Origin of the sequence: Mesorhizobium captivum, from assembly GCF_033977165.1 — a bacterium.
Taxonomy (GTDB): Bacteria; Pseudomonadota; Alphaproteobacteria; order Rhizobiales; family Rhizobiaceae; genus Mesorhizobium; species Mesorhizobium captivum.
Genome location: NZ_JAVIJB010000003.1, coordinates 190,445 through 213,489, shown reverse-complemented (window position 1 = coordinate 213,489; position 23,045 = coordinate 190,445). Strand labels below are relative to the sequence as shown.

Genomic DNA, 23,045 nt, shown 5'->3' with positions numbered 1-23,045 from the left:
CAACCCGACATGAGGAAACTCAAATGGCAAGCCGACACGCTGACCTTGCTTGCTCGCTCTCCGCCGACGCGATGAAGCGGCTTTTTTCCAATCACAGGAGCAGCCGTTATGGCCGACCTTTCCAAATCCGAAACCCGCACCACCGAGGCGGTCGAGGTCGATGTCTCTTCGCTGACGCCGGGCATGTCGCTCTTCGTCAGCTGGCACGGCCAGCCGGTGGTCGTGCGCAACCGCACCGAAAAGGAAATGATGGATAGCCAGGCGGTCAACCTGGCCGATCTCAATGACCCGATCGCCCGCAACGCCAACCTTCCCGCCGCCGCGCCGGCGACGGACGCCAACCGCGCCACCCCCGGCAAGGAAGCCTGGATGGTGATGGTCCAGGTCTGCACCCATTCCGGCTGCATCCCGCTCGGTCAGCAAGGCGATTTCGGCGGCTGGCTCTGCCCGTGCCACGGCTCGCAATACGACACCGCCGGCCGAATCCGCAAAGGCCCGGCGCCCGAGAACATGGCGATCCCGGTCTACCAGTTCGTTTCCGACACCAAGATCCGTATCGGCTGAGGCAGGGGGATATTTCGATGAGCGAGGGACACTCCACCTACACGCCGAAGTCCGGCATCGAGCGCTGGTTCGACGCCCGCCTGCCGCTGCCGCGGCTGGTGCACGATTCCTTCATCGTCTATCCCGTCCCGCGCAACCTGAACTACGCCTATACCTTTGGCGGCATTCTCACGATCATGCTGGCTTCGCAGATCATCACCGGCATCGTGCTGGCCATGCACTACGCGGCCGACACTGGTCTCGCCTTCGATTCGGTCGAGAAGATCATGCGCGACGTGAATTCGGGATGGCTCTTGCGCTATCTGCATTCGAACGGCGCGTCGTTCTTCTTCATCGCCGTCTATATCCACATCTGCCGAGGGCTCTATTACGGCTCCTACAAGGCGCCGCGTGAGCTTCTGTGGGTGCTTGGCTGCACCAACTTTCTGCTGATGATGGCGACAGCCTTCATGGGCTACGTGCTGCCTTGGGGGCAGATGTCGTTTTGGGGCGCTACAGTCATCACCAACTTCTTCACCGCCATCCCGTTGGTCGGCGACTGGATCCAGCAGTTGCTGCTTGGCGGCTTCGCGGTCGACAATCCGACCCTCAATCGCTTCTTTGCACTCCACTACTTGCTGCCATTCATGCTTGCCGGGGTGGTGACATTGCATATCTGGGCGCTTCACGTAGTCGGCCAGAACAATCCGACCGGCATTGATGTAAAATCGACGGCCGATGTCGTGGACTTCACGCCCCACGCCACCGTCAAGGACGCGTTCGGCATGACCGTGTTTCTTTTTGTCTTCGCCTACTTCGTCTTCTACCTGCCGAACTATCTTGGTCATCCGGACAACCAGACAGTCGCTAACCCACTGAAGACGCCCGCCCATATCGTGCCCGAATGGTACTTCCTGCCGTTCTACGCGATCCTGCGCGCGATAACCTTCAATGTCGGGCCGATCGATTCAAAACTCGGCGGCGTGCTAGCGATGTTCGGCTCAATCGCGGTGCTGTTCCTGGTGCCGTGGCTCGACACCTCGAAGGTCCGCTCGGCGGTCTACCGGCCCTGGTACCGGGCATTCTTCTGGCTGTTCGTGGCCAACGCCCTCTTTCTTGGCTGGCTCGGCTCACGGCCGGCGGAAGGAGCCTACGTGGTCATGTCCCAGTTGGCGACGCTTTACTATTTTGCGTTCTTCGTCGTCGTCATGCCGCTGCTCGGCCTGATCGAGACGCCGCGGCGGCTGCCGAATTCGATCACCGAAGCGGTTCTCGAAAAGAACAAGGCCAGTGGCACAGGCGAGATCGCCGGGCCGGAGACCAAACGCTGATTGGTGGGGCATCAACGCGCATTCTCCCCACCCACATGATCAGGCGCCAATAGAAAAACACCTGGACGCGTCCCAGCCACTCCATGTCGTACCGAACGGCAAGCGGCCCTTGAGTGCGCGACAGGCATTTGCCGCTGTCCGAGGCAGAAAAATAGAGACCACTGTTATGATCGACCTGGGCTCGGTGGTGAACTGGTGGAACTCTCCCCTGCTCTACATCGTGTTGGTCGGCCTCGCCGGTATCGCCGTTTGGGCAATCATTCCGAGACGCTCCGCCAATGCGAGGCTGATCGCACAGATCGCCTTTTTCCTCGCGATGTCGGTTATGATTCTCGACCTCGGCGTCGTTCCGTACGAAACCGCAAGGGGTGATCAGACAACCGGCGGAGCGATCCTCGTCGGATTGGTCAAGCTGCTCTGGTGGGTTCACCTTGCCTGGGCGCTGATCGGCTTTGTCCGCATCTATCTCGTCGTCGAGCGAAAGCCGCGCGAGGCGCGTCTCCTGCAAGACCTCGTCGTCGGCATCGTTTACGTTGGAATGCTCCTGTCGATCCTGGCATTCGTCTTTGCCGTGCCGGTCGGAACGCTCATCACGACGTCGGGCGTTTTTGCCATCATCCTGGGATTGGCGCTCCAGAACACGCTCGGTGACTTGTTTTCGGGGATCGCGCTTAACGTCGGGCGCCCCTATGTGCTTGGAAACTGGATCATTCTGAGCGACGGAACCGAAGGCCGCGTTGTCGAGACCAATTGGCAGTCGACGCATCTGCTTACCCCGGCCCATGACGTTGTAGCGGTGCCGAACAGCCTTCTCGCTAAAATCAGTGTTACGAATGTCAGCAACCCAGACGAGAGCCACGGACTTGCCGTGACCGTCAGGATGGCGCCAACCAAGACGCCGGCGATCGTCGTAGACCTCATGCGTACCGTCCTTCTGAGCTGCAACTCAATTCTCAAGGAGCCTCCGCCTACGGTTGCGATCGCAAGCCTGGATGCGGCGGCAATCGAGGTCCAGCTCTTTTTTCGCGTCAAAAATCTCGACCAACAAGGTGCGGCCAGGAACGAGATCTTCGATCTGATCTATCGCCATTCGAAGTCGGCCGGCATGCTGCTGGCGATGCCGATTTCCGCTTCGGTTGCCGTGACCAACCTGCCGAGCGACGAGGCGGCACCCCCGGGCTTCACCCCGATCGAACTTATCAAGGCCGTACCGATATTCTCGGTGTTGACGGATGCCGAACAGGAGTCGCTCGCCGCAACGGTCTCTGTTCGCATTTACCGCAGGGGCGACATCATCGTCCGGCAAGGGGAGATCCTGCCGTCCCTGATGATCGTTCGGACAGGCGTTATCGTCCGGCAACGTGTCGAAGGCGATTCCAGCCCGCAGGAAATCGGGCGCCTCTCGCCCGGCGAGTTCTTCGGCGAGACCGGTCTGCTCGCCGGCTTTGGCGAGATGTCGACGTTGCGGGCAATGACCCACGTCGTCGTTTACGAAATAGACCAGAAAAGCTTCGCACCCTTGCTGCTCGAGAGGTCTGAGATGGCCGAAGATCTTGCGGCGATCCTGTCGACGGGAACGTCGACTTCCGGCGAAAGGGGCATCCACGCACAGCAGCACGCGAGTTCGAAACTGGCGCTGCTCCAAGCCATTCAGACGGTCTTTCGCGCCGTTCCATTCAAGCGCGTTCGAGCACCTCGCCGACAGAGCATGCAAAAGGATAGAGACCCATGACCGGCCACTAAGCGGCATCGTTGGCATCGACAAGGTCATCCTGCCAGGGATCCATGACCTTGCAGATGGATTGAAGCGCAGTGTGCAAGGATATGCCGAATATGGTCTGGAGACGCGCGACGGCAGGCGCAGGGCAACAGCTAAGATATCAGGTTGAGTTCATTCATCGTATCTTCGTCGAGCAGACCGTCGAACCAGACATCAAAGATCGTCTCGAGCAGGAATTCGTTGCTTGCTTCGGAAAACAGCGTCAGAGACGCGTGCAATTTCTTGGCATCGTCATCACCGAAGACGGCATGAGCGCTCAAGTCGGAGAGCCTTTGCAAGGTGCCAACGCATTCCCGATAACGACCTCCCAGTATTGGAGATGAGAGATAGGCGCCCGCTTCGTCGAGTGACGTGATTGCATACGGCTCAGGCGCAGCGTCGCCTCGTCTTGTAGCCAACCTCGGGAAGATGAACTCCATATACGGCGTGCACATCATCCCTCGACGTAGGATGCCCAGCGCATCCTCATAAACGCTATCCTGTGCGCTGACGAACCGCTGCAGATTGTATTCGTCATTCATTTCGGATGAGACCTTTCTTCGCGAACAGCCTCTGCTTATCCGTCGACGACATCGGCATATTCTGGGTGCTTGGCGAAGAACCGGCTCATGAAGGGGCATTTCAAGATCGCTTTGCGGCCGGTCTTGCGGAGCAGCTCAAACGTGCCCTGCGCCAGGCGCGACGCGATTCCTTGTCCGGAGAACTCCGACGGGACTTCGGTGTGGATCAGCGCAACCTTTCCGCTCTCGATCCGATAGTAGGCCGAAGCAAGAATTTCGCCGTCGATCGGCAGCTCGAAGCGATGCTGTTGAGCGTTTTCAACGACTTTTGCATCCATCTTCCGATTCTCGATTGTGCGTCCGTTCATCCGTGCGTAGAGGTCGCCTAAGGCAGGTTGACTGATCGTGTCGCGTCGATATCCGATCGCATGGCAGGCAACCGCAATATCACGGTTGTGCCTGACCCCAGCGTGCTCTCGATCTCGACACTTCCGCCTGACTGCTCGGCGAAACGCTTCACCATCGGCAAGCCGACACCGCCCAGGCCCTCGCCTTTTGTCGTGAAGAAGGGATCGAAGGCGCAGGCGATCGTCTCGCGGCTCATTCCAATGCCGTTGTCCGTGACTCGAAGATCGATCCGTGTGGCTTTGGAGCCCGCAACGATTGCGGCCGCGTCAATCGAGATCAAACCGCCGTTCGGCATTGCATCGCGCGCGTTGAACACGAGGTTTAGAACCGCGTTTTGCAGATCCATGCGATCGCATTTTGCCAAGGGCAGATCGGACCTGGCTCGAACCTCAAGACCGATGTTGGGGTCCCATGTGGTTCGGATGAAGGTTTCGATCTCAGCCAGACACACTGCTACGTTCGTATGTTCAATTTCAGCGTGTCCGTCTCGCGCCAGGCTGATGGTATGCCGGACAAGCCCGCCAGCTCGTTCCAGGGCCGTCCTGGCGCTGGCGATTGCGAGCACAAGCGCCGGGGTCGCTGAGACGCCCGGGTCGCGAGCCAGCCGGTTCAATGCAGATGAAGCGACCTGAATCAGATTGCCCAGGTCATGAACGATGCCAGCTGTCGATAGCTGCATGGGCGCACCGTCCGGAACAACATTGGCGGGGCGGTCGAAGACATCTATTTTTACTTCTGCGCGTGACATTCCATTCCCCGTTTGCTCGGTCGACATTTAGTCGTGTGATGGGTATCTGCGGTCGGTGGTATCCTGTCGCCTAGTATGGAGGTCGCGAGGCGGTGTCCTGCTGATGCGCTATTGGTAGCCGATACCGCCAATGTAGTTGGCGAGCAGCCGCTCCTGGAGCTCCTCTTGTTCGAAGAGCGCCTTCATCGCATCGCGGATGTCGAGAATGCCAAGCGGTTTCGAACCAGCGCCGAGAACCGGAATGTTCTGAAGTCGTTGCGCGACCATGGTCTGCCAGACTGAATGGACGTCGTCTTCGGGACCGCAGGAGACGATGGACCGGCTCATCAATGTCGATACGGTGGCTTCCGCCGATCCTGAATTCGCCAGATGACGCACGAGGTCGGACTTGCTCAACACACCTGCCGCCTCCCCGCTGCCGTGGCACACGACGACCAGGCCTATGGCTGGGTTGGAAAATGAGAGCGCAGCATTCCTCAGCGTGGCGTCGACGTCGACGACCATGAGGCGGGCCGATATCACTGGATGCAGACTGTCAATGCGCATGACGTCCTCCATGGAGCGCCTCGCGGCCGCAGCCGGAGGATAGGTGTTTTATTGGATAGCTCACTCGCCACGTTCGAAACTCCGCCGGTCGCGGGAGATTGCGCCAGTCTCAAAACCTGCCGCGACTTGGCTGCCGAATTTGTCAGAATGGCGCGCCAACAGAGCGCCACTCTGACCCGTTCCAATAAGGTTAGCTGAGCGCAGCCTTGCTCAGGCCGAACTTCACATCCACCGAGCCGGGTACGGGTTTGAAGGCGATGTTCAGACGGTTCCAGGAATTGACCGCTATGACGACGAAGGTCAGATCGGAAATTTCCTTCTCGGAAAGCTGTGTCCTGACCCGCTCATAGATCTCGTCCGCAACACCCTGCTCGGGCAGCTTGGTCAGGATTTCCGTCCATGCCAGGGCTGCGCGCTCACGCGGCACGAACAATGTCGAATCCCGCCACGCCGCGAGGTGGTAAAGGCGCAGCTCGCGCTCGCCATGAATCTTCGCCTGCTTGACATGCATATCAAGGCAGAAGGTGCACCCATTGATCTGAGCAGCTCGGATGGCGACAAGGTCGCGGATTGGTTCTTCGATCGACCCCTCGCGTGTCGCACCGAGTAACTCGATGAACTTCTTGAGAAGTTCAGGCGACTGCTCCGCATAGTCCGCGCGCGGGGCCACGGCCTTCCCTTTCGGAGCATTTCGGGCTGCTGGTACTGCAATGTTCATTACTTGTCTCCTTGCCGGATCTTGCATCAATGTGCATCCGAATGATGCCCGACCACGGGAAATGTTGCTACGATTCCGACGATAAGTGTTGCCGTTCGATTGGTTGAGGTGAATAAACCGAAGTATAGGTGTCGACGGAAATTGGCGCTCCAGGCGCCAGGAGTGACTTCGCCGGCCTTGCGCGGCCGTACGCGCGACGCATGGCGTTGGTCGAGAAACCTATCCGAACGAGCAAAGTGCCGCGAAACTGCGTCTACTCTTCGAAGGCCGTCTTCATCACAAAATCAACTGCCGAAGGGGCCTTGTAGCCGGAAACAAAGCGCTCGCCGAAATCCCGGGCAAAGTTATCGTACGTCGTTTCCGGCCTGGTCTTGGCTATATGGCAAAAGCACCGCGACATCCGTTGCTTCATTCCGAGACGCGGGAATTCGCCGACGATCTTTGCAATCTCGGCGGAGGAAATGAGGCTGTATTGCAAGCCGACGACGTCGAGGCAGGTGCCAGCGGTGCACAGAGCCACCTCAGCCTCCTTGTAGAGGCCGATTGATGGCGTCGAATTGAGGGCGACGCTGTCCCAGATCAATTGAGCGCGCCGCTCGTCGAAGCCGCCTTCCCGAACGAAAGTCCGGGCTAGATCGGCGCCTTCCACCTCGAAACGACGCGGCCCGGCGAAGTTCTCATTGAGCGTGATGTCGTGCAACAGGGTTCCGACGGCAACGACTTCCGCATCATGCTCGACGTTCTGAATCTGTCCGATCCGTGTCGCGAAAAGCCAGGATCGGACCACGTGGTTGAACAAATAGGGTTCACATTTCTGGCGGGCGTATTCGATCGCCTGATCGATGAGTGGTGTATCGGCGACCGCGACCCCCGCGAGTATCCGACCAGTGAACGCGTTCATGTCAGTGACCCTTTTCTTCCCGCACGTGGTGCGCCCCGATTTTCCGGGGCGCTCCGATTTCACTTCCCGTATATCGTCAGGTCCTTCTCGCTGGTATCGACGACGAAGATCGCAAGCAGGCGAGCGCGTTCCGTCTTGCTCGCGTTTTCGCTGACGGAATGATGGTCGCCCGGAAATTCAGAGAAACTTTCGCCGGCGCGATATGTCGTTACGGGTCCATCGTTGACCTGACTTCGGATCGCCCCCTCCAGGACTGTCGCGTAAATGAACGCGGAATTCGGATGGGTGTGGGCCGGCGATGTACCGCCCGGCTCGTACTCGACAAGCACGGCTTTCATGCTCTTGCCAGGCACGTTCGGAAGAGCCTGGTCGTAGACCAGCTTCACGCTTGCATCATCACCGGCCGTCGCTGCGGTGACAGAAGCGGTGGCGAGCGCCGCCACGCAGAGGAGTGTCTTGATCATGTCGGTGTCCTGTTTGTAAAAAGTGAATGGGAGAGACAGCCAATCTAGTGGAGATGAGCTCGGCGTTCCCTCTTCTGGCTGCTTATTTCTGGGATGCTGACCGGCTGAGCCAATCATCGAAGTGTATGGCGCCTATGCGAGCGTTCTCGCCTGGGAGAAGCGTTCCTTCGTCGATTTCCACTGCGCCGTAGTAGAGCGCGTGAGGATCCACGACCAGTTTGCGAGGGTCCTTGGTAGCCTTCAGGAATCGCGCAACAAGTTCGCTGAGACGCACGCGCTCAGGACCGGCAATCTCGATCATGCCATTGAGTGGCTCGGCAAGCGCGGCGTCCGCCATCGCCTCAGCGACATCGTCGGCTGCCATCGGTTGGAAATACGCCGGGGACATATGGATGGTATCCCCAACCGCGCCTGTGTTTGCGATTGCGGACGTGAATTCGAAAAACTGCGTCGCGTGAACGATCGTGTAGGGAATTCCGGACTCCTTGATCAGTTTTTCCTGGAGCATCTTGCCGCGGAAATAGCCCATGCCCTGCAGTCGGTCTGTGCCGACGACGGACAGCGCAACGTGATGGCGAACGCCGGCGCTCGTTTCGGCTGCAAAAAGATTGCGCCCGGACGCCTCGAAGAACTCCATGGCGGCCTTTTCCTCGAACGACGGCGAATTTGCGAGGTCGACGACGACCTGCGCACCTGCAAGCGCGGCGGCGAGACCCTCTCCCGTGACGGTGTTCACTCCCGAGTTCGGCGACGCCGGAAGCACGTCGTGTCCTTTGTTTCGCAGTCTCTCCACAGTCTTTGAGCCGATCAGCCCTGTTCCGCCGATGACGACGATTTTCATGTCTAATCTCCTGGTCTTGCGGGTTGGAATTGGATTGCTTGATCGAACAGCGACGTGTCCGGCCATCTGCTCACTGTGCCGATGCTGCGTCCTCGATCAGCGAGGCGACCTCGCCGGGATGCGAGACCATCACAGCGTGGGATGCACCCTCGATGACGACGGTTTTCACGGCGTGCGCGCGCTTCGCCATGAAGCTCATGACGGCTGGCGGGATGTTGCGGTCATCCGAGCCGTAGATCATGTAGGACGGCACTGACTTCCATGCGGCGACGCCCGCGGCCTCAGCCAAAGCTGCCTGCGCAACAGGGCGTTGCGTGGCTGCCATGAGCAAAGCCTGCTCTTCCGGGACGTCGGCGGCGAACTGGGCGCGGAACTTGTCCGGCTGGATGAACAGATCCTGCCCGCCATCCGGCAGCGCGACTGGGACAATTGCGCTCCCCAAAGTACTGCCGGGAAACATGCCGGAAAGCGTGAAGGCCGATTCGCCGGTATCCGGAGCGAATCCTGCCACGTAGACAAGGGCCTTGACATTGGCGTTGCCATTGGCGGCCTCGGTGATGACAGGTCCGCCGTAGGAATGGCCAACCAGCACGACCGGCCCGGAAACCGACCGAACGATGGCTGACACCGCTGCGGCATCGCCGGCGACGCTGCGAAGCGGATTGGCTGCAGCTATCGCGACGTAACCGTCCGCACTGAGTTTGGTGATGACTGCGTCCCAGCTCGACGACTCGGCGAAGGCGCCGTGCACCAGCACGATCGTCGCCTTGGGCTGAGGACCCGCGGCCTGCGCCATCGCGCTGCCCGACACAGCAAGCGCAGCGGTGAGCGCCAGGACTCCAGTGATATTTGGCATTGCTTTCTCCTTCGTGGCTGTCGTGACCGGTGGGAGGAGAATGCGCCGACGCCGCGTGCGAGCCTATTCTACGGAAGGGTCTGTCATCCGATGCCAAGGTACAGGGTAGGTCATCACGGGATCGGGGAAGTGTGGGAGGAGGCCCCGATTTCCATGCTTCGGTGTGAGGTATCTATCGTTGGTGTGGAAAGCCAGCAGACGCCGGCACAGGAACCGCGGCCGCCGGCCAGCGGATGGCTGCGCTAACTCTTCACAGTCCGGCGCGAAGGTCTCTGGCGAAGAGAATTCACACTTACGGCGGGCCGGCACCCTAGTCTTGGACGGTATCCGATCGACGGATTCCTAGCCATCGTCGCAGAATTTCTACGGACCGACGATCGAAATCACGCACGCCCGCATTTACCGAATTCACGCTATTGCCCGGCGATCTTGGGCTTCCTGCCTAGACTACTCTGGGCCGTGTGCTCATGAAATCCCCGCCCCGCTTCGCTCCGAAAAGCAAAACGGCGTGGGGACACTCTACATACCGCCCGCCGCACCTGCATGCTGCCGGAGCACAAGCCGGTGCGGCGGGGGCGCGAGATGATCGACCTGCTCGCGATAGAGGAGCCGCCGGCGAAAGTTCGGGCGGTGTCGTATGAGGCAGAGATCGATCAGTTGTTCAAACGCATGCGGTCGTCTGGTTCGGCCCTAACCGAACAAGCGGTCAGTAGTCCCAGACGGCCGGTATGCAACGAAAGGCGTCGCCGTCGACCGCCACATGGCAGACGGACGGGAACGACAGGTGTGTGGCCACCAGCGGCTCGCGGGTCGCCGCCAGCTCCCGCAAAAGACTGACTCGGACGCGGGCCGCCTCTTCGGGGTCGTGTTCGAAGCCGTTGTGCCAGTCGGGGCGGTCGAACCCGACCTGGAATACGGCGTCGCCGGCGAACGTCAGCCGGTCGCCGCCGGACGCGAGGCGGACCACGCTGTGTCCCGGGGTGTGGCCGCCGGTGCGACGGACGACTACCCCCGGCGCCACCTCGTACTCATCCTCGAACGGCCGCAACTGGTTGTGGTACTCGTTCACGAACCGCTTGGCCGTCCGCCGAAGCGCGTCCGGGAACCCCTGCGGCATTGAGGCCCGAGAGAAATCGGGCGACTCCCAGAATTTGAGCTCGGCGGCCGCCACGTGGATCCGCAGATCCGGACGCAGTTGGTCTTTCACCCCCTCGACGAGCAGCCCACCAATGTGGTCCATATGCATGTGGGTAAGCACCACGTCGGTCACGGATGCGAGATCGATGCCGGCGGCCTCCAGTCGCTGGCCCAACCGGCCGGCCTGCGGCAAGTGCAAGTCCGGGTCCATCCCCAGCCCAGCGTCGACGAGTATGGTCCGGCCGCCGCTACGCACCACGATCACGTTCAGCGGCCACTCGAGTATTTCCGGCGGCAGGAACATGTCCTCCAGCCAGGCCGCCCGGATGGCCGGGTCGACGTTGTGTGCCATAACCGGGGCTGGTATCGGTAGCACTCCATCACTGACCACCATTACGTCAATGTCGCCGACCCGCAGCGCGTAACGCGACGGAACCAGCTCTTCGGACCCCGGTCTACCGGGCTGTGAGGTGTTGTCCAAGCTCATGTTTGTCTCCTGCTGATCGCCTTATCCACGGCCGTATCGGCCACCTCCGCCGCTGGCTCCCATGGGTTGGCACGCGCCTCCATGGCCAGCCACTGGCGTCGGTGGAGGAAGTTGCACCGCATCGGCCCGCGCGGCCATCGAACAGAAGCGTCGGTCTCGCCATGCGAAGGTCTATAGCGGACCCGTTGCGAGCATGGGTGACCTCCCGCAAACGGCTATGATGCAGTCGACGCGCGCCCTCAACATAGCGTTTTACGCATCTCTTTGGTCGGTACGCTGGTCGAAACGAGCAAGGCCTGCGCAGCCGAAAATCCTGCACTCGCAACGACATTGTTCCCTGAACTTTGGCCTACACTCCCCGATTCCTTTGTGCTGCCTAGACAGTCAGATCGTCTGATCGTCTGGCATCGGAGCGGCGATTATTTTGTTGTAGCACTGATAGTCAAAAATCAACAAAGGAATTGTCAAATGAAAACGAGCGCCCTTACTGCCGCTGCTCTTCTTATTTCAGCAGGAGTCGCTTTCGCCGGAAGCGACCACTATGGATCGAACGGGGATCAGCAGCCTGCAGCTGCCACTGACTACATGCATACTTTATCGACCAAGAAGGCTGCCAATGATGCTGGCGTTCCGAAAACCGTACGCAAGCCGATGGTTCCCAACGACGAATACGGCCAGGGCATTTGGGGCCGCTGACCCTGACAGTCAGAAATGGAAGGACCGGGACGCGACCTCGGTCCTTCCGCCTGTTTCAACGATACTTGTTGGACTTGTGAATCCGAATTCCCTGGCTGATCCAGCGCCGAGATGGCACGTGCAAACGGCTACCTACGATCGAGAAACTCCTGGCGCTTGGCCGGCCCGACAGCGCTTTGGCCTCACAGGCGCCCAGTGACGACGACCGGCAACTCGACGTAGTGTCGAGCGCCCGCGGCCGCCTCCGCAGCGAGCGGAGCGCGGCCAGAGATCTCCACAACCTCCAACGTTGCCCCTCCCTCAAATGATGACCAGTTCGCTAGGTCGCGGACGAGCTGCGTGTAAGCACAGCCCGTCTGCTCGGCAAAAGTTTCGTGCCTTGGCGGCCGTGGCTCTGGTGGCCGTCCGTACGCCATTTCCGCCTCAGCGTGCTTCCCGTGGCTGCGCCAGCGATCGAGTTCGATGGCGCAGTGGTTCGTTTCTACCGTCCGGGACATGAGCCGACAAAACCAGCAATCGGGCCATCGTTCGGCAACGCGCGCGCACAACGTTTGGCCTCGCGGGCCGCCCGACATGCGATTCAATGTGCGCGAAACGTTGCCAAAAATGGTCATTGTCGCCTCCAGGGAGTCACCGACGACCCGAGTTCGTGATTGAAAGAACGCTATCCCTTGATGAAAGCGAGCAGGTCAGCGTTGACTTGGTCCTGATGGGTGGCTGTGATGCCGTGCGGCGCCCCGGGGTAGTAGATGTCCTTGGCACCTTTGATCAGCCGCGCCGACTTGACTGCAGAGTCCTTGACGGGAACGATCTGGTCGTCCTCGCCGTGCAGGACCAGGGTCGGCACGTCGAACTTCTTGAGATCCTCGGTGAAGTCGGTCTCGGAGAATGCCTTGACGCTTTCATAGGCGTTCAGGAGACCGGCCTGCATGCTCCACAGCCAGAACTGATCGAGCGTCCCCTGCGAAACCTTGGCACCCGGCCTGTTTGCGCCATAAAACAGCGGTGCCAGGTCCCGGTAGTACTGCGAGCGGTCCTTGACGAGGCCAGCCCGTATGCCGTCGAACGCCTCGATCGGCAAACCTTCTGGGTTCGCCGGCGTCTTCACCATGATCGGCGGAACAGCGGCGATAAGAACGGCCTTGGCGACCCGCTTGGTCCCGTGCCGTCCAATATAGCGAGCGACCTCGCCTCCCCCAGTGGAGTGTCCAACCAGCGTGGCGTCCCGAATATCCAGCGCCTCGATCACCGCTGCCAGATCGTCGGCATAGCCATTCATGTCATTGCCAGACGAGGCTTGGCTGGACCGGCCATGGCCGCGGCGGTCGTGCGCAATCACACGGAAACCGTTCTGCGCCAGGAAGAGCATCTGGCCGTCCCAGGCGTCGGAGTTCAGCGGCCAGCCGTGCGAGAACGTTACAACCGGGCCCTTGCCCCAGTCCTTGTAGTAGATTTCGGTGCCGTCCTTGGTCGTGATGGTGCTCATCGTCTTGGTTCCTTTGCTTGGTTGAGAGGTGGAAAGATTTTGCTTTCGGGCAGTTCGGGCCAAAGCAGGGGCAGGCAATCCAGCCGCGACCGTGGCAATCAAGCCGGCCAGCAAGACATCGCGGCGGGATCCGCCAACGGAGAAAAGTCCATCCTTATTCATCGAATCCATCCATGATGTGTGGCTTTGAACATCCGGCACACCATCACGACCATCGAATCGACCTGCACGATCGCGTTCGGGGAGGGGCGGGCGAAGAGCGGTCGAAGCTCGACGGTCGTGATGGTTGTGGAGAGGATGCGCCGATCCGGGCCGCGAACCTATTCTACGGAAGGGTCTGTGATACGATGCCAAGGTGCAGGATGGGCACGCCAAGGCATGAGGATCTTGCTGAGGCAGGCCCAGTTCCTACAGACATACGTCAAGTCGGCTCGGATTGGGACAGGACCGAACGCGGCATGGAGGCGCCGGCTGCTGGTGCATACCAGTATCGTGATTTCGAAGCTTGCTCGATTTGGGCGGAATCAAAAAAAGAGAATAGAAATCGACGCGTCCTGCGGATTCTGAAATTCGCACTGCTCTCGATATGGAACTCATGCGAATTTCAACGTCGGAACATTAGCGGACCTCTACCTGAATCCGCTCTTGCAGAACGATTTAGTCAAGCTGAAGACCCTAGGCCGCGCCGGCCTCGCGCATCGGCGCGGGCAGCGTTTCCCATGCCCGGATCAGCTCGCCGATGGAAGCAGCCTCCATCTTACGCATGACGTTGCCGCGGTGCAGCTTGACCGTCACTTCACTGATGCCGAGGTCGAAGGCGATCTGCTTGTTGAGGCGTCCGCGCGCCACTTCACGCAGAACCTCGCGCTCACGTGGCGTCAGCGTCTCGACGCGCTCGATGTTGCGCTTGACGACCACGGCTAGCGCCCGCCGCTCGGCATCCATCGCAATGCCCGCGATCACGGCGTCAAGCAGCGTTTGGTCCCGCACCGGCTTGGTGAGAAAGTCCACGGCGCCCGCCTTCATCGCCTGGACGGTCATCGGAATGTCGCCATGCCCGGTCAGGAAGATGATGGGCTTGGGGTTTCCGTTTTTCGCCAGATGATGCTGCAGGTCGAGACCGCTTGTCCCCGGCATGCGCACGTCGAGGATCAGGCAGCCGGGGCTGTCCAATATGTCGGCATCAAGCAATTCGCGGGTCGAGGTAAAGCAGACCGGCAGGAAACCCGCCGACAGGATCAATTCGGACAGCGCCTCTCGAACAGACGCATCGTCATCGACAATGATGACAAGCGGCTGCTCCGTTTCACGCCTCTGCTGCTGCGATAACGGCGCCGATTTCCGTAAGAGCGGCTGGTCAACTCTCATGTCTATCCTCGGTTTCTTGGTTGCGTAAAGCGTCGCCGACGGCAGCAAGCAGGGCCTGGCCATCAAAAGGCTTGCGGAAAAACCCGCTGATGCCCTTGGCGCGGTATTGATCGGCTATCTCGTGGCGGCCGGTGATCAGGAACACCGGCAGTTCCGGACACACCTTCTTCACCAGGTCACGAAGTTCAAAGCCGTCCGTGCCGGGCATCCCGATGTCGGTGATGAGCACGTCCACGCCCGACAGCCCGTCGATGAGCAGCGATCCCGCCGACGGGAAGCTGCGGGCCACATAGCCCGCGGACTCCAGAAGGTCCTCGAGCGACTCAAGCAGCCTTGGATCGTCATCTACAACCGCCACGACAGGTCTTCGCTTGGTCACGTTCAGCTCCCTCCCGCTCGGCGCGAGTGAGTGACCGGTATCTCCAGTCTCTCCGCGATACGCACGAGATCGGCGAGCGATGCCGCCGCCATTTTCTGCATCACATTTCTTCTATGGATTTGTAGCGTGACCTCGCTGATCCCCAGTTCGGCAGCTGCCTGCTTGTTGAGAAGACCGCTCACCACCAGCGGCAGCACCTCACGTTCGCGCGGCGTCAGGTCAAGATAGCGTTGCCGCAAGACACCAAGTTCGGCGCGCCCTGATCGCTTTTCCAGATCCTGCGTGATCGCCGCTTGGATTGCGGCCATAAGGTCCGCATCACTAAAGGGCTTGGTCAGGAAATCCACGGCGCCGTGCTTGATCGCACGCACCGAGGATGGGATGTCGCCATGTCCTGTTATGAAAACGATCGGCGGATGATCGCCCTCCGCGATCTGCCTCTGCAGATCAAGGCCGTTAATATCCGGCAACTCTACATCGAGGATGAGGCATGCCGGGGCGTCCGGCTTGTCAGCGCTGACATAGTCGCCGGCCGATCCAAATGCGATGGCGCGCATGCCGTGCGACGCCAGAAGTTCGGTGAGAGCTTCCCGAATGCGTTCATCGTCATCCACAATGAACACAATATGATCATCCATCGTCATGGCGCAGCTTTCGCTTCGACGGGCAATGTGAAGATGAACGTCGCTCCATGCGGCTCGTTCTTCTCCATCCATAATCGCCCGCCGTGAGACTCGATGATCGAACGGCAGATCGCCAACCCCATCCCCATGCCCTGCTCTTTCGTCGTGAAGAACGGCTCGAATATCTTGTCCGGAAACTCGACGCCCGAGCCGTGGTCGCTGATCTCCGTCTGGACCACATCCCCCATTCGGCGCACTCGTATCCTGAGAACCCTGTCGCCCGCTGCAGAGTCCATCGCCTCCATGCCGTTGCGGATGAGGTTGACCAGAACCTGCTGGACCTGGACACGATCGAGCGCGACAAGCGGAAGATTGCTATCGACATCAATGTCCACACGAACGCGACGCCGCGTGGCTTCCTCGGCCATAAGGTTACGCGCCTCCGCCATGACGCTGCCGAGCGTCGTAGAAATCCTGGTGTCCATGGATTGCTTGAACAGTGCGCGGATGCGGCTCACGACGTCGGCGGCGGCGTTGGCGTCGCGGATGATGCGCTCGGCCGTGATCTTGGCACGCTCGAGATTCGGAGGTTCCGCGGACAGCCAACGGTGGCAGGCGTGCGAGTTCGCCACCACGGCGGCCAGCGGCTGGTTCACCTCGTGCGCGATAGAGGCCGAAAGCTCGGCAAGGCTCGCCGCCTGGCTCGCACGTGCAAGTCTTTCTCGCGCCAGACGCAGTTCTTCCTGCATCCGAACCTCACCATCGATGTCCAGGCAGATGACATTCCACTGCACAATGGCGCCTTCGGCGTTGCGCATAGCCGCGGCCCGCGTCTCGACCCAGCGATACTCGCCATCGAAGCGCCGCAGACGGTGCTTCCGCGCATAGGGCTCGCCGGTGGACAACGAATGGGCGTACTGCTCTTTGACACCCGCGACGTCGTCAGGATGAACGCCGGCGTCGAGCGTACCGTTCAGCCGGGACTTTCCCGCACCGTCCAATTCTTCAAGCTCGTATCCGAGGAATTCGCGGAGCTGCTGGCTGCGATATATCGGCTCGCCATCCGGAGCGGCGCAATCGATCAATGCCGGCAGCGTTTCAACCAGCTGCCAGACAAAACGTTCTCTCTCGCGCAGCGCGTCTTGCGTGGCCACGAGATCGTGGATGTCTACGCACACACCATACCACTGGAGAATGGCGCCGTCCTCGCCGCGCAACGGCTCCGCGCGTGTCTCGGTCCAGCGATAGCTCCCGTCCGCCCGCAACTGGCGATACCTTTGAACGTAGGGATCGCCCGTCGCGAATGAATGGCCAATTGCCCGTCTTGCCGCCCCGACGTCCTCCGGATGGATAACGCTCAGGGACGGCGAGCCGTCCGCGTCGGTGATGTCCTTAAGGGTGGCGCCGGTTACGTCGATGAAGCGTTTGTTGACATAAGTCGGCGTTCCTTGGGGTGTCGTGGTCCAGATCAGGGCGGGGACGGTATCAATCAACTGCTGAAGCTGCCGCTCCCGACCGCGCAGCGCCGCCACGGTTTTCTTATAAACGTCGATGTCAAGCGCGATGCCGAACCATCCTGTGATATGACCTTGGCTGTCGCGCGTTGGTCGTGCGGCGGTTCGAGCCCAGACATAGATGCCGGTCGCGCGCCGAAAGCGAAACTCGACATTGAAATGATCGCCGGTCGCCAGGCAGTGACGCCATGCGGCTGCGATCTGGTCATAGTCGTCCGGATGAAGCAGCCGTTTCCAGGCGGTATGACCCTCCTTCAAGGAAGCGTTCAAATCCTCCGGCGTCACCCCGAGGGAATTCTGGGCAAACGGATGCAGGTAGATCCATCTACCGGCCGCATCGAATGCCCATCCGTTGCCGAATATGCTCTCGATGACCTTCGCCGACCGGATTGGTTCGGCTTCGTGTTCACCCAGCGGGTCTAATCCTGTCGTAGTTAGCGGCTCCCTGTCTGTCACCAGATCGTCGATGTCGACACTTACACTGTACCCCGGCTCTGATCGGGTCTCGGTCCAACGATAGTTGCCGTCGGCCTGGAGTTGCCGATGTCTCGTGACTTGGGGGACGCCCGTCCAGAAGGCGCGGGCGGCCGCATGAGCCGTCGCAGTCCGGTCATTCGGATGAACAAGGCTCAGCGAATGCGGTGCGTCGGGCGCGGCTTTTTCCTCGAGCGCCGCACTGGCGACGTCCGCGAATCGCTCACTGACGACGAGCGGAACATCGCCGTCAATAATTGTGCCGTACCATGCAAGGACATGACCTTGGCTGTCACGCAATGGCTGTCCCGAGCTTCTACTCCAACCGTAAGCACCACTCGCGCGTAACATGCGATGTTCGACATTGTAGAGCTCACCTGTTTGCAGGCAGCGACGCCATGTGGCGACAGCGCCCTCATAGTCGTCTGGATGGATTATCCGCCTCCAACCGGAAGGACCCCCTTCCGAAGGCGAATTGAATTCCTCCAGCGTCATGCCGAGAACCGACAACGTCGACGGTGTCACATAGGTGAACCTGCCAGCAGCATCGGTCGCCCATGCGTTGCCGACTACGCTCTCGATGACCTGCGCCGCCCACACTTCATCGGCACTGCGTGACGCCGAGAGACTTTTGGCAATGACTGCCGCAATACAAAGCGCCACGGCAAAGAAGGCCGCCCATAACAATGCGAGATCGCGCATGCCGCCAACGTCGGACCAGGCTGCCAATGCCGAGCCGGCAAGCGCGATCCCGAATATTGCATAGAGGAGTTGAACCGTGCGACCACGCGCATATAGGTTGAGGGCAGCAATCGGGGACAGCAGGCCAAACGGCGTCGCGGTCAGCCAGGAAGCAGCGATCCCGACGACGGATACTCCGATCACAAGGGCCAGGCGTTGTTGGGGAAGCACTGCTGTCATGATCGACGGCTCCTCCAGACAAAAAAGGTCTGGGGATCATCAGGGCTTCGTGTAGCACTTGTTCTCAATATCTGAACCTAACTGGCGAAGTCGCACCCCACACCCTAGTGCCATCACGCCAGCGCCGCATCTTATGGAAATCCATGTATCGGATGGGAGAGTGAGCACGGGGATCGGCCATCTGTCGGCGCCGGGGCCAGAGGCGCCACCGAGCGCGTTCGGCGACACGGTTGTTCGCTGCGCCGACTTTGCCGACAGGCATTTCCCGCGCGTGGCCGCCTGAACCTCGGCTTGGGTCGCCCGGGGCAAGTATCAAGTGGTCGACGCCGTCTCGCTCGCCGCCAACGGAAGCGTAAAGGCGACTGTCGCCCCGTGCCTCTCGTTGTTAGTCGTCCAGAGGCGGCCCCCATGCGACTCGACGATCGAACGGCAGATGGCGAGCCCCATGCCCATCCCGTGCTCTTTCGTCGTGAAGAAGGGCTCGAAGGCACGCTCGGCGTCCATGAAACCGGTTCCGGCGTCGCGTACCTCGATGCGGATCGCGTCGCGGCCGTCACGGCATGAGCGTATGTGGAGCGCACGCGCACCGTCGACCACGGCATCCATCGCCTCGATCCCATTCCGGATCAGGTTCACGAACACTTGCTGCACCTGGACATGATCGAGCGCGACCTGCGGCAGGTCCGGCTCGAGATCCGTGTTGAAGCGTATGTCCTTCGCCGCGATCTCGTTCGCCATTAGTCGGCAGACTTCATTGATCAGGCGGTTTACGTCTTCAGACGATCTCGCGTGCGGCGCACGCTGGAAGAGGGCTCGGATGCGGCTGACGACATCCGCTGCCGAGTTGGCGTCGCGGATGATGCGTTCGGCCGTGGTCTTCGCGCGCTCGATGTTCGGAGGCTGGGCGGACAGCCAACGGTGGCATGTGTGGGAATTAGCGACGATCGCCGCCAGAGGCTGGTTCACCTCATGCGCGATCGAAGCTGAGAGTTCCGCCAGACTTGCAGCCTGAGTTGCCTGGGCGAGCTTGTCGGAAGCGCGCCGCAGCGCGTCCTCGGCCTGCACCTGATCGTCTATGTCATGAGCGAGGCCGTACCACTGGACGATGCGCCCGTCCCGATCCCGCATCGGGTCCGCAAGGCCCGAAAACCAGCGATACACGCCGTCCGCACGACGCAGGCGATATCTCATAGAGAAGCGCTCACCGGTGACCAGGCTGTGGTTAAGCACTTCCCCTACGCCGGCCTTATCATCGGGATGGACAAGGGTCGCCATAGCAGCCGCCAGTCGGCTCATGCCCGGAATCTCGTAGTCCGCTACGCCCATGCCGTAAAAATCTGTCAAGCGCTTGCTGAAAAAAACCGGCTCGCCGTCCGGAGCCAGTCGCCAAAGAAGGCTCGGAACCATGTCCACGAGCTGCGAAAGCTCCTGCTCCCGGTCGCGCAACGCCTCCTGCGTGCGCACCTCATCGTCGATGTCGACATTCGCGCCGTACCACTGGAGGATGACGCCGGAGTCATCACGCAACGGCTCGGCGCGGGACTGAAGCCAGCGATACACGCCATCCGCACGAAGCAGGCGATATCTCGCGGAGAAATCCTCGCCGGTCGCGATGGAGCGGCTAAGCGTTTCCGTCACGTTGGCTCTATCATCGGGATGGACGAGGCCTGTTATGAAGGCCGCCAGGCGGGTCATGCCCGGCTTGCCCACGTCCACGACATCCAGCCCGAGAAAGTCTATCAGACGCTTGTTGTAGAAGGTCGGCTCGCCGTCGGGCGCGAGACGCCAAACGTGGCTCGGAACCATGTCGACGAGCAGCGACTGCTCCCGCTCCCGGGCGCGTAACGCCTCCTCGGCCTGCATCTGATCATCTATGTCATGAGCGAGGCCGTACCACTGGAGAATGCGTCCGTCCTCAGCGCGCATCGGTTCCGCGCGGCCATCCATCCAGCGATACACGCCGTCCCCACGACGCAGGCGATACCTCATGGAAAAGCGATCGCCAGTGACCAAGCTGCGGTTGAGCGCTGCCCCTAAGCTTGCCGCATCATCGGGGTGGACAAGGGCCGCTATGGCGGCCGCCAGTCGACTCATGCCCGGCTTTTCGTAATCCGCTATGTCCAGGCCGAAAAACTCTATCAAGCGCTTGTTGAAGAAGGTCGGCTCGCCGTCCGGAGTCAGCCGCCAGAGGAGAATCGGAACCATGTCCACGAACTGCGAGAACTCCCGCTCCCGGTAACGTAGCGCTTCCTGTGCGCGCATCTCGTCGTCGATGTCGAGAGAAACTCCGTACCATTGCGCAATCGCTCCGTCCGGATCCCGCCGGGGCTCCACCCTGCACTCTGCCCAGCGATAAGCGCCATCTTTCTCAAGCCAACGAAACCGCATCGCCGAGCCGCCGCCGGTTTCGAAAGAATTCCGTAAGGTTCGCTGCACCTCGGGTGCATCTTCGGCATGAATCAGCTCTTGCAGCAGTGTTTCGATGCGCGGCTCCTCGAGAGATTCGAAATTCGGGATGACGGAACGGAAATGGTCCTGGTATCGCTTGTTGAAGTAGACCGGCCCGCCCGCAGGGGTTGCGCTCCAGACGCGGACCGGCACGGCGTCGATCATTTCCTGAAGTTGCCGCTCGCTGCGCCGCAGCGCCTCTTCGGCGTGCATCTGATCGTCTATGTCGTGGCAGAGGCCGTACCACTGGACGATGCGTCCGCCCTCATCCCGCATCGGCTCCGCGCGGCTCGACATCCAGCGATAGACGCCGTCGGCGCGTCGCAGGCGGTATCGCATCGCGAAACTCTCGCCGGTAGCGAGACAGCGATGGAGCGCGCCGCCGAACCCTGCTGCATCGTCCGGATGGACGGTGTCTATGACCGCCTCCAGCCGGCTCGTGCCCGGCCTGCCCGTATCCCCCACATCGAAACCGAGATAATCCACCATGCGCTTGTTGAAGAAGGTCGGCTCGCCGTCCGGCGTGAGACGCCAAACGTGGCTCGGAACCGTGTCGACAAGGTGCGAGAGCTCCCCTTCCCGGTCGCGCAATGCCTCTACGCTTTGGCGCAATGTGAGCAACGCTAGCTGATGCTGCCGGGATATGGCGGCCACGATGAGCGCCGAAAATGCCGAGATGGCCAGAAAAAGCTGCAGCATCACCTGGTTATGCCTCTGGGACTCGGGATCGCCGGCAAATTGGCTGGCGCCGGATATTGTGAACACCGCCGTAACCAGAGCGAGGAGGGTCAAGGCAACGGCGGCGCCTTTGAACTCAAAGCGCACCGCGGCCCAAAGAAGAGGCGGCATGATGATGTAGGCGAACGGCAGGTAACCGCTCAAGGAAAGGGCGGCGACACCAAGAAAGATCAGCCCCAGGACGCAGGCCTCCACCCACAGTGCGGCCGAGAGCTGGGCCTTACCGCGCCAGTTCTGGAACACGGCCAGTGCCAATGGCGCTACGATCAAGACCCCGGTGGCGTCTCCGATCCACCATAGAGGCCAAGCCGCCGCGAAGGTTTGCGATTGCATGCCAAACCACGCAAGTGTCGCACTCCCGACCGTCGCGCTTATGACTGGCGCAATTCCAGCGCCCAGCACGACGAATGCGAGAACTTCCTGCAAGGTTTCCAGCCGAACCGGCCGCTTCAAGGTCCGGTTCACGAGCCATGCGCCGGCCACCGCTTCAAGAGCGTTGCCGATATAGATCAGGAAGGCCGCAGGCAACGGACTGTGGAACCACAAGAAATTGCTGAACATTTCAGCCAGACAGCCCCCCAGCACCCACCACGGCCAGCTCTGCCTGGAGGCGAGGACAAGCGTAGCGATGAAAAGCCCGCTCGGAGGCCAAATGGAAATACCTGTTCCAGGTACGATTGCGAGCGACTGAGCGAATCCGCAGCCCAAGACATAGGCCGCAATAAAAAACCCCAGGTGCAAGAATCGGGGGCGGTACGACCAGACGCGCATCATGGGCTGCTCCTGACGGACGAAAAAACCTTGGGACCGTCGGCGCCTGATATAGCAGTATTCCTGTGCATCTGGGCCGGCAAAAATCCGGCTTAAGGTCTGTGCTGGCGAACTCAAGTCCTTCAATCTAACTCCGCCATGCTCAGCCCACGTCATGGAATTCCATGCATGCCGCGCAGAAGTGGCCGCCGCGCCCCTTCGCGGAAAGCTGGAACAAGGCCGGGACGCTCCTGCGCGCGAGACGATCGCCTCGTAGGAGCGCATGGAGCGATGTGCGCATCAACGAGGCGGCGCGACTTACCGCCGAAAAATGATTGCCAGACAGGTAGGACTCGCCTGAGGCAGGACTACGGATGGATTTTGCAGA

General features: G+C 60.6%; 21 protein-coding genes. 5 read left to right on the top strand and 16 right to left on the bottom strand.

What is annotated here, in order from left to right:
* The first annotated feature begins 108 nt into the window (after positions 1–108).
* The 3 genes from petA to RFM40_RS05040 all read left to right on the top strand — a co-directional run bounded on the left by petA (position 109) and on the right by RFM40_RS05040 (position 3,606).
* A complete protein-coding gene (petA, locus tag RFM40_RS05050) occupies positions 109–564 on the top strand; it encodes a ubiquinol-cytochrome c reductase iron-sulfur subunit (RefSeq protein ID WP_320224574.1) in 456 nt (151 codons plus the stop codon).
* A 17-nt stretch (positions 565–581) separates the two neighbouring features.
* Positions 582–1,874: a cytochrome b gene (locus RFM40_RS05045; RefSeq protein WP_320224575.1), complete on the top strand. Its 1,293-nt coding sequence runs from the start codon at positions 582–584 to the stop codon at positions 1,872–1,874.
* A 166-nt stretch (positions 1,875–2,040) separates the two neighbouring features.
* Entirely contained in the window at positions 2,041–3,606 is a 1,566-nt protein-coding gene (locus RFM40_RS05040; RefSeq protein ID WP_320224717.1) for a mechanosensitive ion channel family protein, read from the top strand.
* A 140-nt stretch (positions 3,607–3,746) separates the two neighbouring features.
* On the opposite strand, the gene RFM40_RS05035 is transcribed toward RFM40_RS05040, so the two are convergent.
* The 10 genes from RFM40_RS05035 to RFM40_RS04990 all read right to left on the bottom strand — a co-directional run bounded on the left by RFM40_RS05035 (position 3,747) and on the right by RFM40_RS04990 (position 11,260).
* Positions 3,747–4,175 (bottom strand): DUF1810 domain-containing protein, encoded by a 429-nt coding sequence (locus RFM40_RS05035; RefSeq protein ID WP_320224576.1) that lies wholly within the window; start codon positions 4,173–4,175, stop codon positions 3,747–3,749.
* A 35-nt stretch (positions 4,176–4,210) separates the two neighbouring features.
* Entirely contained in the window at positions 4,211–4,492 is a 282-nt protein-coding gene (locus RFM40_RS05030; protein WP_320224577.1) for a GNAT family N-acetyltransferase, read from the bottom strand.
* A 47-nt stretch (positions 4,493–4,539) separates the two neighbouring features.
* A complete protein-coding gene (locus RFM40_RS05025) occupies positions 4,540–5,310 on the bottom strand; it encodes a sensor histidine kinase (protein ID WP_320224578.1) in 771 nt (256 codons plus the stop codon).
* Between the two features lie 108 nt (positions 5,311–5,418).
* Positions 5,419–5,868, bottom strand: a complete 450-nt coding sequence (locus RFM40_RS05020) for a CBS domain-containing protein (protein WP_320224579.1) — start codon at positions 5,866–5,868, stop codon at positions 5,419–5,421.
* Positions 5,869–6,046: 178 nt separating this feature from the next.
* Positions 6,047–6,574, bottom strand: a complete 528-nt coding sequence (locus RFM40_RS05015) for a carboxymuconolactone decarboxylase family protein (protein ID WP_430691642.1) — start codon at positions 6,572–6,574, stop codon at positions 6,047–6,049.
* Positions 6,575–6,827: 253 nt separating this feature from the next.
* Complete coding sequence (locus RFM40_RS05010; RefSeq protein ID WP_320277229.1) at positions 6,828–7,475, bottom strand: HD domain-containing protein; 648 nt, start codon at positions 7,473–7,475, stop codon at positions 6,828–6,830.
* A 59-nt stretch (positions 7,476–7,534) separates the two neighbouring features.
* Positions 7,535–7,939 carry a cupin domain-containing protein gene (locus RFM40_RS05005; protein ID WP_320224581.1) on the bottom strand — a complete coding sequence of 135 codons (405 nt, stop codon included), beginning with the start codon at positions 7,937–7,939 and terminating at the stop codon, positions 7,535–7,537.
* Positions 7,940–8,021: 82 nt separating this feature from the next.
* Positions 8,022–8,780: an SDR family oxidoreductase gene (locus RFM40_RS05000; RefSeq protein WP_320224582.1), complete on the bottom strand. Its 759-nt coding sequence runs from the start codon at positions 8,778–8,780 to the stop codon at positions 8,022–8,024.
* Between the two features lie 70 nt (positions 8,781–8,850).
* Positions 8,851–9,636 (bottom strand): alpha/beta fold hydrolase, encoded by a 786-nt coding sequence (locus RFM40_RS04995; RefSeq protein ID WP_320224583.1) that lies wholly within the window; start codon positions 9,634–9,636, stop codon positions 8,851–8,853.
* A gap of 706 nt (positions 9,637–10,342) precedes the next feature.
* Positions 10,343–11,260: an MBL fold metallo-hydrolase gene (locus RFM40_RS04990; protein ID WP_320224584.1), complete on the bottom strand. Its 918-nt coding sequence runs from the start codon at positions 11,258–11,260 to the stop codon at positions 10,343–10,345.
* Positions 11,261–11,728: 468 nt separating this feature from the next.
* Here RFM40_RS04990 and RFM40_RS04985 point away from each other — a divergent pair, with 468 nt between their 5' ends.
* Positions 11,729–11,956: a DUF680 domain-containing protein gene (locus tag RFM40_RS04985; RefSeq protein ID WP_320224585.1), complete on the top strand. Its 228-nt coding sequence runs from the start codon at positions 11,729–11,731 to the stop codon at positions 11,954–11,956.
* Positions 11,957–12,620: 664 nt separating this feature from the next.
* On the opposite strand, the gene RFM40_RS04980 is transcribed toward RFM40_RS04985, so the two are convergent.
* The 5 genes from RFM40_RS04980 to RFM40_RS04960 form a co-directional block, all read right to left on the bottom strand.
* Positions 12,621–13,604 (bottom strand): alpha/beta fold hydrolase, encoded by a 984-nt coding sequence (locus RFM40_RS04980; protein ID WP_430691641.1) that lies wholly within the window; start codon positions 13,602–13,604, stop codon positions 12,621–12,623.
* Between the two features lie 513 nt (positions 13,605–14,117).
* Positions 14,118–14,810: a response regulator transcription factor gene (locus RFM40_RS04975; protein ID WP_320224587.1), complete on the bottom strand. Its 693-nt coding sequence runs from the start codon at positions 14,808–14,810 to the stop codon at positions 14,118–14,120.
* Positions 14,800–15,189, bottom strand: coding sequence for a response regulator (locus tag RFM40_RS04970; RefSeq protein WP_320224588.1), 390 nt, complete (start codon positions 15,187–15,189; stop codon positions 14,800–14,802). The genes RFM40_RS04975 and RFM40_RS04970 overlap by 11 nt, the downstream gene beginning before the upstream one ends.
* A gap of 2 nt (positions 15,190–15,191) precedes the next feature.
* Entirely contained in the window at positions 15,192–15,833 is a 642-nt protein-coding gene (locus tag RFM40_RS04965; protein ID WP_320277228.1) for a response regulator transcription factor, read from the bottom strand.
* Positions 15,830–18,721, bottom strand: a complete 2,892-nt coding sequence (locus RFM40_RS04960; protein ID WP_320277227.1) for a PAS domain-containing protein — start codon at positions 18,719–18,721, stop codon at positions 15,830–15,832. The genes RFM40_RS04965 and RFM40_RS04960 overlap by 4 nt, the downstream gene beginning before the upstream one ends.
* 160 nt (positions 18,722–18,881) lie before the next feature.
* On the opposite strand from RFM40_RS04960, the gene RFM40_RS04955 reads away from it, so the two are divergent.
* Positions 18,882–19,004, top strand: a complete 123-nt coding sequence (locus RFM40_RS04955) for a hypothetical protein (RefSeq protein ID WP_320224591.1) — start codon at positions 18,882–18,884, stop codon at positions 19,002–19,004.
* A 29-nt stretch (positions 19,005–19,033) separates the two neighbouring features.
* Here RFM40_RS04955 and RFM40_RS04950 read toward each other — a convergent pair whose 3' ends face one another.
* On the bottom strand, positions 19,034–22,681 hold the full coding sequence (locus RFM40_RS04950; RefSeq protein WP_320277226.1) for a PAS domain-containing protein: 3,648 nt from the start codon (positions 22,679–22,681) through the stop codon (positions 19,034–19,036).
* Positions 22,682–23,045 lie beyond the last annotated feature (364 nt).